Source organism: Pseudomonas sp. K8 (assembly GCF_014889455.1).
In the GTDB taxonomy this organism is placed as follows: Bacteria; Pseudomonadota; Gammaproteobacteria; order Pseudomonadales; family Pseudomonadaceae; genus Aquipseudomonas; species Aquipseudomonas veronii.
In genome coordinates this window covers 93,910-106,882 of the sequence record NZ_VJWO01000010.1, presented here as the reverse complement: position 1 = coordinate 106,882, position 12,973 = coordinate 93,910, and the positions used below count along the sequence as shown (strand labels likewise).

Annotated in this window: 17 protein-coding genes; 8 read left to right on the top strand and 9 right to left on the bottom strand. The window is 60.6% G+C overall.

Annotated features, from left to right (window positions below):
• Nucleotides 1–58: 58 nt before the first annotated feature.
• The 3 genes from INT12_RS10215 (at nt 59) to INT12_RS10205 (ending at nt 2,142) form a co-directional block, all read left to right on the top strand.
• Nucleotides 59–1,009 carry a LysR family transcriptional regulator gene (locus INT12_RS10215; RefSeq protein WP_193058840.1) on the top strand — a complete coding sequence of 317 codons (951 nt, stop codon included), beginning with the start codon at nt 59–61 and terminating at the stop codon, nt 1,007–1,009.
• An 83-nt stretch (nt 1,010–1,092) separates the two neighbouring features.
• Entirely contained in the window at nt 1,093–1,545 is a 453-nt protein-coding gene (locus INT12_RS10210) for a MarR family winged helix-turn-helix transcriptional regulator (RefSeq protein WP_193039860.1), read from the top strand.
• Between the two features lie 177 nt (nt 1,546–1,722).
• Nucleotides 1,723–2,142 carry an organic hydroperoxide resistance protein gene (locus INT12_RS10205; RefSeq protein WP_010211852.1) on the top strand — a complete coding sequence of 140 codons (420 nt, stop codon included), beginning with the start codon at nt 1,723–1,725 and terminating at the stop codon, nt 2,140–2,142.
• 151 nt (nt 2,143–2,293) lie between these two features.
• Here INT12_RS10205 and INT12_RS10200 read toward each other — a convergent pair whose 3' ends face one another.
• Together INT12_RS10200 and earP are read right to left on the bottom strand one after the other, a co-directional pair.
• Nucleotides 2,294–2,866, bottom strand: coding sequence for an elongation factor P (locus INT12_RS10200; RefSeq protein WP_017849516.1), 573 nt, complete (start codon nt 2,864–2,866; stop codon nt 2,294–2,296).
• Between the two features lie 49 nt (nt 2,867–2,915).
• The gene (gene earP, locus INT12_RS10195; protein ID WP_193040428.1) at nt 2,916–4,049 is read right to left on the bottom strand and encodes an elongation factor P maturation arginine rhamnosyltransferase EarP; all 1,134 of its coding nucleotides are present in this window, start codon (nt 4,047–4,049) and stop codon (nt 2,916–2,918) included.
• A 132-nt stretch (nt 4,050–4,181) separates the two neighbouring features.
• Here earP and INT12_RS10190 point away from each other — a divergent pair, with 132 nt between their 5' ends.
• Nucleotides 4,182–4,550, top strand: a complete 369-nt coding sequence (locus INT12_RS10190; RefSeq protein WP_017849518.1) for a hypothetical protein — start codon at nt 4,182–4,184, stop codon at nt 4,548–4,550.
• Nucleotides 4,551–4,562: 12 nt separating this feature from the next.
• A complete protein-coding gene (locus tag INT12_RS10185) occupies nt 4,563–5,051 on the top strand; it encodes a GreA/GreB family elongation factor (protein ID WP_046384241.1) in 489 nt (162 codons plus the stop codon).
• A 6-nt stretch (nt 5,052–5,057) separates the two neighbouring features.
• Here the strand turns inward: INT12_RS10185 and cysB are convergent, their stop codons facing one another.
• From cysB to INT12_RS10160, 5 genes are all read right to left on the bottom strand, one after another.
• The gene (gene cysB, locus INT12_RS10180) at nt 5,058–6,032 is read right to left on the bottom strand and encodes an HTH-type transcriptional regulator CysB (protein WP_017849520.1); all 975 of its coding nucleotides are present in this window, start codon (nt 6,030–6,032) and stop codon (nt 5,058–5,060) included.
• Nucleotides 6,033–6,136: 104 nt separating this feature from the next.
• Complete coding sequence (locus tag INT12_RS10175) at nt 6,137–6,637, bottom strand: universal stress protein (protein WP_046384242.1); 501 nt, start codon at nt 6,635–6,637, stop codon at nt 6,137–6,139.
• Nucleotides 6,638–6,707: 70 nt separating this feature from the next.
• A complete protein-coding gene (locus INT12_RS10170; RefSeq protein ID WP_046384243.1) occupies nt 6,708–7,625 on the bottom strand; it encodes a 5'-nucleotidase in 918 nt (305 codons plus the stop codon).
• A 15-nt stretch (nt 7,626–7,640) separates the two neighbouring features.
• A complete protein-coding gene (locus tag INT12_RS10165; protein WP_057003730.1) occupies nt 7,641–8,594 on the bottom strand; it encodes a putative 2-dehydropantoate 2-reductase in 954 nt (317 codons plus the stop codon).
• Nucleotides 8,591–8,977, bottom strand: a complete 387-nt coding sequence (locus INT12_RS10160) for a hypothetical protein (RefSeq protein WP_017849524.1) — start codon at nt 8,975–8,977, stop codon at nt 8,591–8,593. Before INT12_RS10160 ends, INT12_RS10165 begins: the two co-directional genes overlap by 4 nt.
• On the opposite strand from INT12_RS10160, the gene INT12_RS10155 reads away from it, so the two are divergent.
• The gene (locus INT12_RS10155; protein WP_193040427.1) at nt 8,976–9,410 is read left to right on the top strand and encodes a PilZ domain-containing protein; all 435 of its coding nucleotides are present in this window, start codon (nt 8,976–8,978) and stop codon (nt 9,408–9,410) included. The genes INT12_RS10160 and INT12_RS10155 overlap by 2 nt on opposite strands.
• A 131-nt stretch (nt 9,411–9,541) precedes the next feature.
• Nucleotides 9,542–10,618, top strand: coding sequence for a 3-deoxy-7-phosphoheptulonate synthase (locus INT12_RS10150; RefSeq protein ID WP_017849526.1), 1,077 nt, complete (start codon nt 9,542–9,544; stop codon nt 10,616–10,618).
• 70 nt (nt 10,619–10,688) lie between these two features.
• Here the strand turns inward: INT12_RS10150 and INT12_RS10145 are convergent, their stop codons facing one another.
• Entirely contained in the window at nt 10,689–10,970 is a 282-nt protein-coding gene (locus INT12_RS10145; RefSeq protein WP_003189869.1) for a GNAT family N-acetyltransferase, read from the bottom strand.
• A gap of 612 nt (nt 10,971–11,582) precedes the next feature.
• On the opposite strand from INT12_RS10145, the gene oprI reads away from it, so the two are divergent.
• Nucleotides 11,583–11,834 (top strand): outer membrane lipoprotei OprI, encoded by a 252-nt coding sequence (gene oprI, locus INT12_RS10140; RefSeq protein ID WP_003172710.1) that lies wholly within the window; start codon nt 11,583–11,585, stop codon nt 11,832–11,834.
• Between the two features lie 134 nt (nt 11,835–11,968).
• On the opposite strand, the gene INT12_RS10135 is transcribed toward oprI, so the two are convergent.
• A complete protein-coding gene (locus INT12_RS10135) occupies nt 11,969–12,937 on the bottom strand; it encodes a L,D-transpeptidase family protein (RefSeq protein WP_017849528.1) in 969 nt (322 codons plus the stop codon).
• Between the last annotated feature and the right edge of the window lie 36 nt (nt 12,938–12,973).

Below are 12,973 nucleotides of genomic sequence, written 5' to 3'. Positions count from 1 at the left end.
GCGCGGATACGCACAGCAACGCACAATGGCTGTGCCAATCCCGCATAAGCGTCGACCGATGAACCCGCATATCCTCACCGACCAACTCAGCCTGTTTCTCGATGTGCTGGAAACCGGCAGTTTTTCTGCCGCCGCGCGTCGCCATCCGCTGACGCCCTCCGCCGTGGCCCGGCGTATCGACAGCCTGGAAAGCTCGGTGGGCAGCCGCTTGTTCCAGCGCAGCACCCACGCGGTGCTGCCGACACCGGCCGGCCTGGCGTTCGCCGAACGCGCGCGGCGCATCGTCACCGAGTTGCAATTGGCGCGGGCGGAAGCGGTGTCCTTGAGCCATGCGCCAGAAGGCTTGATTCGCGTGGACGCACCGGCGGCGTTCGGTCGACGGCATCTGGCGCCGGTGATCGCCGACTTCCTGAATGTCTACCCGGGGCTGGATGTACACCTGCATTTGATCGACAGCTTCGTGGACATGCAGGGCGCGCACCTGGGCCAGGTCGATCTGGTGCTGCGTGCCGGGCATATCGTCGACACCCGGCTGATCGCCACGCCGCTGGCCAGCATCGTGCGAATTGCCTGTGCCAGCCCGGCCTACCTGAAAAACCGTGGCACGCCGACCCATCCGCGAGACCTCAGCGAACACGACGGCCTGGACTGGGATGGCCTGGCGCCGATGTTCGCCTGGCGCTTCGAACTGGACGGGCGTCGCGCCACCTATCGCCCGCAACGCATCCGCATGAGCGCCAACAACGCCGAAGCCCTGCTCTCCGGCGCCCTGGCCGGCCTGGGTATCGCGCACCTGCCCACCTGGCTGGCGAGTGAATACCTGGTCCGCGGCGAACTCTTGCCCCTGTTTTGCGAAAACGGCCTGCCCAGCCCGGAAACCACCGGCATCTATGCGCTGCGCCTGGAACAACAGCCGAACGCACGTAGCCGCTTGTTGCTCGAATACCTGAAATCGCGCTTCAGCCCAGTGCCGCCCTGGGACCTGGCGCTGCAAAGCGGATTGGTCTGACCCCCCGGACAGAATTACCTGGCGCATTAAAGATTTGCCCGCTAGATTCCAGCCCAGATACGCTTTTTTTTTGAGGCAGCACCATGAGCAAAAATCCCGATCCTTGCCAATCCCTGTTGCTGGATAACCAGCTGTGCTTCGCCCTGCACTCCACTTCATTGCTGATGACCAAGGTCTACAAGCCGTTGCTGCAAGCCCTCGGCCTGACCTATCCGCAGTACCTGGCCATGATGGTGCTGTGGGAAGAAGATGGCTTGACTGTCAGCGAAATCAGCAGCCGCCTGCTGACCGATCCCGGCTCCCTGACCCCCCTGCTCAAGCGCCTGGAAGCCGAGGGCCTGCTCAGCCGCACGCGCAGTCGCGAAGATGAGCGGGTGGTGGTGGTGGAACTGACCGACGCTGGCCGTGCCTTGCAAGACAAGGCCAAGGGGATTCCTCAGTGCATCCTCGGCGCCAGCGGCCTGGATCTGGCGCAACTGCGCAAGCTGCAAGCTGATTTGATTGCGTTGCGGGGCAATCTGCAAGGCGCGGTCTAAACACACCCAAGCCCAATACCTGCGGAGGGGGCAATCCCCTCCCACAGGTGGTTTTGAGGTGCCCTTACGAAAAAATCCTGAAATTTATCTTGCGCACTAAACATTAGCGCTATATATTCATCTCACCAACTACTTAGCGCGCAAACATTTAGCGCAAAACACCAAGAGGGCAACACCATGCAAACGCTCTATACCGCAGTAGCCACCGCCACCGGCGGCCGTGATGGTCGCGCCGTTTCCAACGACAACATCCTCGACGTCAAACTCTCCACCCCCAAGGAACTGGGCGGTGCCGGCGGTCAGGCCACCAACCCGGAACAACTGTTCGCCGCCGGCTACTCGGCTTGCTTTATCGGCGCACTGAAATTCGTCGCCAGCCAGACCAAACGCAAAATTCCGGATGATGCGTCGATCACTGCCCATGTCGGCATCGGTCAGATCCCGGGTGGCTTCGGTCTGGATATCGACCTGCACATCAGCCTGCCGGGCCTGGCCCAGGACGACGCGCAAAGCCTGGTCGACGCTGCCCACCAAGTCTGCCCGTACTCCAACGCCACCCGCGGCAACGTCGATGTGCGTCTGCACGTCACCGTCTAACCCGCTCGGCTCGCCAACGACACGCCGCCAGCCACGTGCTGGCGTTGCGGCAAGCATCGGATGAGCTGAGGCAATACTTGAAGTGACAGGTAAACGCCCACAAAAAAGCCCGACTCAAGGTCGGGCTTTTTTCGTACCGGTGGGGCCAGAATTACTTCTTGGCGCGACCTTTGTACGAACCGCCTTCACGGGTGTCGATCTCGATCAAGTCGTCGATTTCGATGAAATCGGCCACTTGCAGTTCGGTACCGTTAGCCAGCTTGGCAGGCTTCATGACTTTGCCCGAAGTGTCGCCGCGAGCGGAACCTTCGGTGTAGGCAACCTTACGCACGATGGTGGTCGGCAGCTCTACGGAAACCAGACGGTCTTCGAAGAAGATAGCTTCGCAGACGTCGGTCATGCCTTCTTCGATGAACGGCAGAACGGCTTCGATATCTTCAGCGTTCAGCTCGTACATGGTGTAGTCGGTGGTGTCCATGAACGTGTAAGCGTCGCCGCTGATGAAGGACAGGGTCGCTTCTTTACGGTCGAGGATCACGTCGTCCAGCTTGTCATCAGCGCTGTAAACGGTTTCGGTCTTGTAACCAGTCAGCAGGTTTTTCAGCTTGGTCTTCATGATCGCGCTGTTACGGCCCGACTTGGTGAACTCAGCTTTCTGAACCAACCAAGGATCGTTGTCGATACGGATTACCATACCGGGTTTCAGTTCTTTACCAGTTTTCATTGCGTATATCCGAAATTTGGATGGGGTTTACAAAAATCAAGGTGGCGTATCATATCCAACTTTCATAAAACTGTACCAGCGCCGTCGCAAGATCCGCCTGCAAGGCCTGTTCCAGACACCATGTTTCGGCGTGTGCAGCCACTTCCGGCCAGTGTTCCAGCAGCATTTTCCACGGCTGGGCCATATCGCCCTCGGTGTTCCAGGCCTGCCAAAGCGCTACCACCGCGAGTTTTGCCGCCGGCGAGAGGGCTGCGGTGTACAGCTCCAGAAAGGCGTCGAGCTTGTCCAGGTGGATGTCTTCGTCCTGGCGATAGATGTGCCACAGCAACGGGCGCCCGGCCCATTGGGCCCGCACGAACGAGTCTTCGCCGCGCACGGCGTTGAACTCGCAACACCACAGCAGGCGGTCGTATTGCTCCTGGCGCACGAACGGCAGCACCTGCACGGTCAGGGCGTCGCGCTGATGAGTATCGCCCGCCGCCAGCCGGTCCACGCCGAGCCAGCGCTGCACATCGCCGAGGATGCGCCCTTCCGGCACCAGCAGATGAGTGGCGCGCCCGTCCGTCGCCAACACATCCAGCCAACCGGCAAGCGCGGCATTTTCGTAGGCAAACAGCGACATCAGCCGCGCACCGGTTGCGGGAAATACGCCCAGGCTTTGCAGGAAATTTTTCTGAGCGCCAGCATCCTGCTGAAACGCCTGACGCTGTTGCAGCAACCCCGCCTCACGCAACAGGCCACCGGTGCCGGGCCGGAAGCCGGGAAAGAAGAAGTACTTCTGCACCCCCTTGAACTTCACCGACGGCAGACGATGGCACCCCACCACCCAGTCCTCGGCACTCAGGTAGTCCAGGTTCATCCACAACGGCGCGTGCTCGCGCGCGGCCATCGCGTCCATGTAGTCAGGCGGCAGCTGGCAGGCAAACGCGGCGATCACCACATCCGCCGATGGCGTGGCCGACCACTGCGCCGGCCAATGGCGCACGTCGACGCCCTCTTGCCATTGCTGCTCCCGTTGCACATCAATCTCCGGGCACATGCGTTCGAAGGCCCGCAGGTCATCGACCCACAAGCGCACATCACAGGCGTGCTCCACCACCAATTGCCGGGCCAGGCGCCAAGTCACGCCAATGTCGCCGTAGTTGTCGACGACGCTGCAAAAAATATCCCAGCGGGCTTTCATTCCGGGCTCCCACGCTCAAAGGCTCGATTGTCCGCATAAATGCCCCGATGCAGAAGGCTTGATCGCGATTATTCTGCACGGAGGCTGTGCGACAATCGCCGCCACGCCGTAAATGCCTGCCAGGAGACCGCCATGTCTGACCGTCCGCTGTCGTTGTTCAAGCTTTGTCTCGCTATCGCCCTGGGCGTGTGGCTGGGGTTTATCGCGATTGCGCTGACCACCTGGCTGGCGTCGCGCTATCTGTTCCCGCAGAGCCTGGCGCCGGTCGCCCAGGCCGTCGAGCAACTCGGCAAGCCCGCACCGGTCGCGGTGGAACCGCCGAACCGTCTGTTCGAGCAGTATCAAGAGAACCTGCGCAAGCAGGAACAACGGCAGAGCCTGGATCAGGCGCGCAACAATGCGCGCAACCTGTCCAACCCCAAATGCCAGTTCTGGCTGCAACAGGACCAGAACGCGCCCAATGAAAAGAGCAAGGCGAATGTCCTGCAATTTTGCGAATGATCAAGCCCAACCATGAATAAACACGCCGTCCTCCAGTTGATCCTGGAAAAACTCAGCGTCGACCTCGACATCGCCCAGCGCGCCGCGCAGACCGCCTACGAAACCGCGACCCACGAAGAAAACATCGCCGAAAACAAATACGACACCCTCGGCCTGGAAGCGTCTTACCTGGCGGCCGGGCAGGCCAAGCGGGTGGAAGAAATCAAGCAGTCGCTGGCGCTGTGCCAGAACCTGCAACTGCAGCTGCGTGCATACGATGAGCAACGGGGCATAGAAGTCGGCGCGCTAGTGGGCCTGGAGGACGAAAACGGTCGCCAGCAATGGTTGTTCCTGGCGCCGGATGCTGCGGGTTTGAAAGTCGATGTGGTGGGGCAACCGGTCACCGTCATCACCCCGCGCTCGCCCCTGGGCCACAGCCTGCTGGGCAAGTTCGAAGGCGATGAGGTGGAAATCCTGGTGGCGGGCGCCCGGCAACACTTTACGGTGACCGAGGCCCGCTGAAACCACTCAGTGGACGGGCAGTTCTACGCCGTCGAACAACTCTTCCAGTTCCTGCTTGTTGTGGCACTGGATCGCCTTGGCCATGACTTCGCGCGTCAGGTGCGGGGCGAATTTCTCGATGAAGTCGCACATGAAACCACGCAGGAACGTGCCGCGACGGAAACCGATCTTGGTCACGCTGGACTCGAACAACTCGCTGGCGTCGAGCACGACCAGGTCTTTATCGAGCTGGGTATCGACCGCCATCTTGGCGACGATCCCCACGCCCAGGCCCAGGCGAACGTAAGTCTTGATCACGTCGGCGTCGGCCGCGGTGAACACCACTTTCGGCGTGAGGCCGCGGTGGCTGAAGGCTTCGTCGAGCTTGGAGCGGCCGGTAAAGCCGAACACATAAGTCACGATCGGGTATTCCGCCAGGGCTTCCAGGGTCAGCTTAGGCAGCTTGGCCAGCGGGTGGCCTTGCGGCACCACCACACAACGGTTCCAGCGATAGCACGGCATCATCACCAGGTCGCCGAACAACTCCAGCGCCTCAGTCGCAATCGCGAAATCGACGGTGCCGTCGGCGGCCATTTCAGCGATCTGCATCGGCGACCCCTGGTGCATGTGCAGGGCCACGTCCGGGTATTGCTTGATGAAATCGCGGATCACCGGCGGCAACGCATACCGTGCCTGGGTGTGGGTGGTCGCGATCGACAGGGTGCCCTTCTTCTCGTTGGAGAATTCCTGGGCGATCTGCTTGATGCTTTCGACTTTGCGCAGGATCTCGCCGGCGGTGGTGATGATGCGCTCACCGGCCGGGGTGACGCGTGTCAGGTGCTTGCCGCTGCGGGCGAACACTTCGACACCCAGCTCGTCTTCGAGCAGGCGGATCTGTTTGCTGATACCCGGTTGCGAGGTGTACAGGCTTTGAGCGGTAGCGGAAACGTTGAGATCGTGGTGCGCCACTTCCCAGATGTAGCGCAGTTGTTGAAGCTTCATATGTATCCCTCAAAGCAGATAGACGCCACGGGTATCAGCGACGATATATAACTATATTAAAGGTTAGACGGATAAATCTAGAACTTTTTATCTATCACTCCCCCTCACACGTCATCACTGCGTCGACGTTGTAACGATGGCACCAGGTAAACCGGCACCGGAGACAGCTGCAACACCCGCGCGGCAGTGCGCCCAAGGGGTGTGGCCGCGGCCGTTGCGTGGCTATGACTGCCTACGATCAACAAATCCACGGAAAGTTTACGCAACTGGTCGAGAATCACCTCGCACGGGTCACCCTGGATCACCCGCACCGAGTGGATCAGTTGCAAGTCTTGCGCGCCGTCCCCCAGCTCCTCGCGAAAACTCTCAAGGACCCGCTGCTCGATCGTCGCCATCACTGTGCTCAGGCCCTGGCTCTGCCATTCGTTCAGGGCCTTTTCATCAAGGTAGCTTTGCAACACCGATTCGGCGAACAGCCCGATGGGTTCGACCACATGAATCACCGACAGCTCAGCCTTGAACGTTCGCGCCAGCGCCAGCGCATGTTGCATCACATAAGGCGCATACAGACCAAGGTCCGTGGCATACAGCATCGAACGGATCATAAAACCTCCTGGACTGCCAGGATGGCGGAGATTGAATGAGCTTAGCAGCGCCTCGGGGATTTCGACTGACTTAGCTCGGCGTCTGAACCTTCACCTCATTACTGATGCCATGGGGCACATGCCCGGTGGCCACCACCTCCCTGGCTTTCTCGCAATGGCCGGCCTGGTCGTCGAAAAATACGTCGGCGGCGAACGCCTCCAGGAACGCGGATTTCTCCAGGCCGCCGAGGAACAACGACTCGTCCAGGCGGATATCCCACTCGCGCAGGGTACGGATCACCCGCTCGTGGGACGGCGCCGACCGGGCGGTGACCAGGGCAGTGCGGATCGGGCAGGCCGCGTCCGGAAACTCACGCTGCAACAGGTTCAGCGCCGCGAGGAAGCCCTTGAAGGGGCCGCCATGCAACGGCTGGCGCGCCGATTCGCGTTCGCTGGCCTGGAACGCTTCCAGCCCGCCCTGTTGGTAAACGCGCTCCGACTCGTCGGAAAACAACACCGCATCGCCATCGAATGCGATCCGCAGCTCCTCGCTCGATGCACGGCGCGCGCCGCCCGACAGAATCGTCGCCGCGGCGAACCCGGCATCGAGCGCACTGCGCACATCGTCAGCATGGGTCGAAAGAAACAGATGGCAACCAAACGCCGCCAAATAAGGATATGGACTACGCCCTCCTACGAAAGCGGCGCGGGAAATGTCCAACCCGTAATGCTGGATCGAATTGAACACGCGCAGGCCGGTGTCGGCACTGTTGCGCGACACCAGCACCACCTCGACCCGGGCCCGGCCCAGGCTGGCGTTGAGGCTCAGCAGTTTTTTGACCAGCGGGAAGGCATCGCCCGGCTCGAGCGTTTCTTCTTCGTGCTCGATCTGGTATTTGCGGTAGGCCTCCACGCCTTGGGCCAGGTAGACCTTGTGGCTATCGCTCAAGTCGAACAGGGCCCGCGATGAAATCGCCAGCACCAGTTTGTCGCCCAATCCGTTTGCCATGGTGGTTCCCCCCAATCAGCGGTTATGCCGATCAATAAAACTCAAGGCCTGATACAACGCCTGCATGCGCGGCAGCTCGCAGCCGGCGGCCTTGGCGGCGGCGAGTGGGCGAGCGTAGATCGCCGCCAGTTCCAGCGGGCGTTTATGGATATGGTCGTGGTACATGCTAGGCAGGTAGTCGTCCATGCTTTCGGTCATGGTAAACATCTGCTCGGCATAGCTGGCCGGAATGTCGTGACCGCAGGCGTGAGCGCCCTTCACCACTTCAGCCATCAGCGCCTGGATCAGTTCGCGGCTGGACTCGTCCGCCATCATCGCCGTGGTGCCACAGCCCAACAGCACGGAGAGACCGTTATAAGGCACGTTCCACACCAGCTTGTGCCAGCGCGCCAGGTGTACGTTGGCCATGGCCTGGGACTCGATGCCGGCCTGATGAAACAACGCGGCGCCTGCTTCGACAATCGCCTTCTGGCGCGCTTCGTCGTTGGCGGCGGTGCCGCTGTGATAACCCAGGTTGACCCGGCCCAACGCCTGATGCTCGACGACGCCGGGGGCGGAACGGTGTACGCCGATATAGCACAGCCCACCGAGCAGATGCAGGGACGCCGGCAAGTGTTCGCGCAGGCTGTCTTCGACGTCGAGGCCATTTTGCAGCAACACCACCTTCGCGTCGGGCGCCGCGACCTGGGCGATGGTCGGGGCCAGGTCGACATTGCCCGTGGATTTGGTGCCTACCAGCAGCCAGTCGCACGGTGGCATGTCGGCGGCGTGGGCGTAGGCCTGCACGGGGTTCAGGTGCAAGGTGCCATGCACGCTGCTATTGAGGCGCAGGCCACGCTCACTGACCGCTGCGTATTCGCTGCGCAGCAGGAAATGCACATCGAAGCCGGCGCGCGCCAGCATCAGGCCGTAGAAACCACCGATGGCGCCGGTGCCGATAATGCCAATGCGTGGCGACAATGCGGTCATGGCAAATCCTCTGGAGTGCGGGTAAGCGCTTGATGAATAGCGTCGGTAAGCTCGGAAGGTGTAAGACGTGTCTGTATCTGCCCGAAGAATTGACCCTCGCACACCACGAACAGCGCCGGCAAATGAAAGACCTGATAACGTTCCACCGCGCCGCCGTTGTGCCCGGCATCCACCCAGCACAACCGATCCACCGGCAACTGCCAGCCCGGTAGCTGCTGATGCGCCCAACGGCAACCGGAACAGCCCACGCTGGTAAACAGCACGAGCGAAATGCCTGGTAATCCCAGCAGTTGCTGGTCAATATCCAGGTCGGTCAATGCCTGCTCCTTCACTATACTGCTGCCACCGCCGTCGACTGGACGGTGCTCGGAGTCCGTGTACATGGGTCGTTTTTTACCTCATCCTGATGATGTCGCTGCCCTGTTGATCCAACGTCCCTCTCCCCCCATTCCCCGCCAACGCCTGCACACTATCGGCCTGGGCGGCATCGCCTGCAATTGCCCGCGTGCCTGGCGCCAGGGTACAGCGGTTGACCTGCATATCCCGTCCCTGGGCGCCGGGGCCCGCTACCCGGGCTATGTGGCATGGTGCCGCAAGGTAGAAGACGGCTATCGCGTCGGCATCTCGTTTACCGATGAACATGCGTTGTTCGGCGCACGCATGGGTGAGCAAGCATGCCGGATAGAGCGCTACTGCCGCCAGCACGAAGACGCCGAGTCGACGCCCGAGCAGTTCGAAACGATGGCCCGCGAGTGGGTGGCGCGGCATGCCGGTGAATTCTCCCATGAGGCGTTTGTAGTGCCGGCACTGGATTAAAGCGGGCTTTGCCCATTGTCGCGGGCCCGTGTTACGCGCTAAGGTTCCTCCCCCCTGCATTCAAATCATGCTGTGCTCCGCCGCACGGGGATGGCTGGCGGCCGGCACCCGTGACCCTGACGAGTAACACGATGGCTGATTTACCGATCAACGACCTGAACGTCGAATCCAACGAGACCCTGATCACGCCCGATCAGCTCAAGCGCGAAATCCCCCTGAGCGACGCTGCCCTGCAGACCGTCACCAAGGGCCGCGAAGTCATTCGTGACATTCTCGACGGCACCGACCACCGCCTCTTCGTGGTAATCGGGCCATGCTCGATCCACGACCTCAAGGCGGCCCACGAATACGCCGAGCGCCTCAAGGCGCTGGCCGAAGAAGTGTCCGACACCTTGTATCTGGTCATGCGCGTCTATTTCGAGAAACCGCGTACCACCGTCGGCTGGAAGGGCCTGATCAACGACCCGTACCTGGACGACTCGTTCAAGATCCAGGACGGCTTGCACATCGGTCGCAAGTTGCTGCTGGACCTGGCCGAAATGGGCCTGCCCACCGCCACCGAAGCCCTCGACCCGATCTCCCCGCAGTACCTGCAGGACCTGATCAGCTGGTCGGCCATCGGCGCGCGCACCACCGAATCGCAAACCCACCGCGAAATGGCGTCCGGCCTGTCTTCGGCCGTGGGCTTCAAGAACGGCACCGACGGCGGCCTGACCGTGGCGATCAACGCGCTGCAGTCGGTCTCCAGCCCTCATCGCTTCCTGGGTATCAACCAGGAAGGCGGCGTCTCCATCGTCACCACCAAAGGCAACGCCTACGGTCACGTGGTATTGCGCGGCGGCAACGGCAAGCCCAACTATGATTCGGTCAGCGTTGCCCTGTGCGAACAGGCGCTGAACAAGGCCAAGATCAAGCCGAACATCATGGTCGATTGCAGCCACGCCAACTCCAACAAGGACCCGGCCCTGCAACCGCTGGTGATGGAAAACGTCGCCAACCAGATCCTGGAAGGCAACCAGTCGATCATCGGCCTGATGGTCGAAAGCCACCTGAACTGGGGCTGCCAGGCGATCCCCAAAGACCTGGCCGACTTGCAGTACGGCGTGTCGATCACCGATGCCTGCATCGACTGGGCGACCACCGAGAACACCCTGCGCAGCATGCACGCCAAGCTCAAGGACGTGTTGCCCCTGCGCAAGCGCAGCTGAACCTGATCCTGATCAGCGCACACAAAAACGCCGGGCTAAGCCCGGCGTTTTTCATGTTGCAGTTCATGCCTTACAGCTTGGCCGCATGGCGCTGGTGGCGCTCCATGTAGCGCTCGACGTAAGAGCACGACGGGATCACCGTGTAGCCGGCCTCTTCGGCGAACTTCAAGGCTTCCTCGGTCAATGCAGCCGCGATACCGCGACCTCGCAGTGCGTTGGGCACGAAGGTCCGATAGATGTCCAAGGTCTGCTTCCCGAGGTCCATATAGGTCAGGTAGGCACGATGACCGTCCACATTGGTCTCGAACTGATGACCAGCCTGGTCATGGTGGATGGACAACGCCTCGCTCATCACTACTCCTCGCGGGTCTTGGATTCTGACCCCTACCTTACCGATGTTTTTCCGGCGAAGGAACATCTACGCCACCCCGTGCCGGTTTCGACAACGAGAAAACCGTGAGCGCTCACAACCAGCACGTAGAGAATAGTAGGCGGCAATCCTGAAATTGCTCAAGACGCACTCGTCATCCCTGGGGCTGGCGGATATAGAAAGGGCCTCGATCAATCGGTGACCGAAAGCCTGAACATTGCCGGCAGTTGAAGCTTGAGACGAACAGGCGCTGTTAAAGTCACCTCTACATGCGCAAAAGATACAGGGTTTGGCAAAGTCAACCTGTACAAAAGTGTTAGCTTCAGTATATAAATTTTCATCTACTTACAAGGCTTGACACATGCGGGCCGGCCCTTTCAGGGCGCATGCATTCTTCAGCAGACTGCTAAAAATTGAACGCTTTTTATACAATTTCCCAAAAGATTAGCCAAAATAGATTCAGCACAGAAATTTTTTTTTGCTTCTTGCGCTACGTCAGTTTACTTACTACAAGTAATGAGTAGTATGTACGCCGGCTATTAGCTCACTCTGAGATAGTAGCTATCTTATAGAAAGTCCTTGAAGGGGAACACGATGAACAACGTTCTGAAATTCTCTGCTCTGGCTCTGGCCGCAGTTCTGGCTACCGGTTGCAGCAGCGTCTCCAAAGAAACCGAAGCTCGTCTGACTGCAACTGAAGACGCAGCAGCTCGCTCCCAGGCTCGTGCAGACGAAGCCTACCGTAAAGCTGATGAAGCTCTGGCTGCTGCTCAAAAAGCACAACAGACTGCTGACGAAGCTAACGAGCGCGCTCTGCGCATGCTTGAAAAAGCTAGCCGCAAGTAATAGTCCTTCGGGGTTGTTACCAAGCCGGTCCATTCTTGGACCGGCTTTTTATTGCCTGCGATTCGGTCCCGGATCACGGGCAATAAAAAGCCCGCCGCAGCCCAAGGCCGTGGCGGGCGATTGATCGAACCGGCTTATTGCAACGGATCGAGCGGCGCGTTCGAGACCATCGACGCCGCAGCCGGCACACCGATTTCAGTCGGCAGGCCATCTTCCGCCGCGACCACGTCGCGCACCTGATCCCAGTTCACCCGCAGGTGATTGGCCAGGTCTTCACGCTTGAGCAGCGCGTTGATCACCGCGGTGTGCTTGTCGACCACCGACGGCGTGCCATCGTCGTTCAGCGGCGTATGCGCTTCGAGGTAGACCTTGCCGCCACTGCTGCCGAACTTGTAGGCATCGTTGATGATACGCACCGGAGTACCCACCGGTACCATGCCGGCCATTTCCAGCACGTTATTGTTGAACATGCGGAAGCAGCCGTGGCTGGTACGCGTGCCGATACCGAACTTCATGTTGGAGCCGTGGATCAGGTAGCCCGGCGTGCCCAGGGTGAACTTGAACGGCCCCAGCGGGTTGTCCGGGCCGGCCGGTACCACGTTGGGCAACGGATCGCCGTTGGCGGCGTGCTCGGCCTTGATCGAAGCGGGCGGCGTCCAGGTCGGGTTCGGCGTTTTCGCGACAATGCTGGTATGGGCGATCGGCGAGCCCCAGCCTTCACGACCAATCCCCAGCGGGAAGGTGTAGACGACGTTCTGGCCCTTGGGGAAATAGTAGAGCCGGTATTCGGCAAGGTTGATCACGATGCCTTCGCGGGGGCCCGGCGGCAGGATGAACCGCGTCGGCAGGACGATCTCGGTGCCCGCCCCCGGCAACCAGGCATCGACGCCCGGGTTGGCGGCGACCATCTCCGAGTAGCCCAGGTCGTAGGTGGTGCCCAGGTCGGCAAACGTATCTTCGTACTTGGCCTTGATCACTTGGACCTGGCCGACGATGTCTTCGCCCGGGGGTGGCAGGGGCAACTGCAAGGCCGCCGCGGAACCCGCCGCACACAGGGCGGCAAGAGACAGGCAGCAGGTGACGGCGGAAAGGCGCGACAACATCCGGAAAATCCTTCGCAGAACAACGTGTAGGTAAAA

Bases quoted from the DNA above. Each gene is read 5' to 3' on its own strand.
- INT12_RS10200 (WP_017849516.1), bottom strand. From the start codon at position 2,866: ATGAAAACTGGTAAAGAACTGAAACCCGGTATGGTAATCCGTATCGAC.
- INT12_RS10170 (WP_046384243.1), bottom strand. From the start codon at position 7,625: ATGGCAAACGGATTGGGCGACAAACTGGTGCTGGCGATTTCATCGCGG.
- INT12_RS10155 (WP_193040427.1), top strand. From the start codon at position 8,976: ATGGGTCGTTTTTTACCTCATCCTGATGATGTCGCTGCCCTGTTGATC.
- INT12_RS10165 (WP_057003730.1), bottom strand. From the start codon at position 8,594: ATGACCGCATTGTCGCCACGCATTGGCATTATCGGCACCGGCGCCATC.
- INT12_RS10150 (WP_017849526.1), top strand. From the start codon at position 9,542: ATGGCTGATTTACCGATCAACGACCTGAACGTCGAATCCAACGAGACC.
- INT12_RS10190 (WP_017849518.1), top strand. From the start codon at position 4,182: ATGTCTGACCGTCCGCTGTCGTTGTTCAAGCTTTGTCTCGCTATCGCC.
- oprI (WP_003172710.1), top strand. From the start codon at position 11,583: ATGAACAACGTTCTGAAATTCTCTGCTCTGGCTCTGGCCGCAGTTCTG.
- INT12_RS10215 (WP_193058840.1), top strand. From the start codon at position 59: ATGAACCCGCATATCCTCACCGACCAACTCAGCCTGTTTCTCGATGTG.
- cysB (WP_017849520.1), bottom strand. From the start codon at position 6,032: ATGAAGCTTCAACAACTGCGCTACATCTGGGAAGTGGCGCACCACGAT.
- INT12_RS10160 (WP_017849524.1), bottom strand. From the start codon at position 8,977: ATGTACACGGACTCCGAGCACCGTCCAGTCGACGGCGGTGGCAGCAGT.
- INT12_RS10175 (WP_046384242.1), bottom strand. From the start codon at position 6,637: ATGATCCGTTCGATGCTGTATGCCACGGACCTTGGTCTGTATGCGCCT.
- INT12_RS10135 (WP_017849528.1), bottom strand. From the start codon at position 12,937: ATGTTGTCGCGCCTTTCCGCCGTCACCTGCTGCCTGTCTCTTGCCGCC.
- INT12_RS10210 (WP_193039860.1), top strand. From the start codon at position 1,093: ATGAGCAAAAATCCCGATCCTTGCCAATCCCTGTTGCTGGATAACCAG.
- INT12_RS10185 (WP_046384241.1), top strand. From the start codon at position 4,563: ATGAATAAACACGCCGTCCTCCAGTTGATCCTGGAAAAACTCAGCGTC.
- INT12_RS10205 (WP_010211852.1), top strand. From the start codon at position 1,723: ATGCAAACGCTCTATACCGCAGTAGCCACCGCCACCGGCGGCCGTGAT.
- earP (WP_193040428.1), bottom strand. From the start codon at position 4,049: ATGAAAGCCCGCTGGGATATTTTTTGCAGCGTCGTCGACAACTACGGC.
- INT12_RS10145 (WP_003189869.1), bottom strand. From the start codon at position 10,970: ATGAGCGAGGCGTTGTCCATCCACCATGACCAGGCTGGTCATCAGTTC.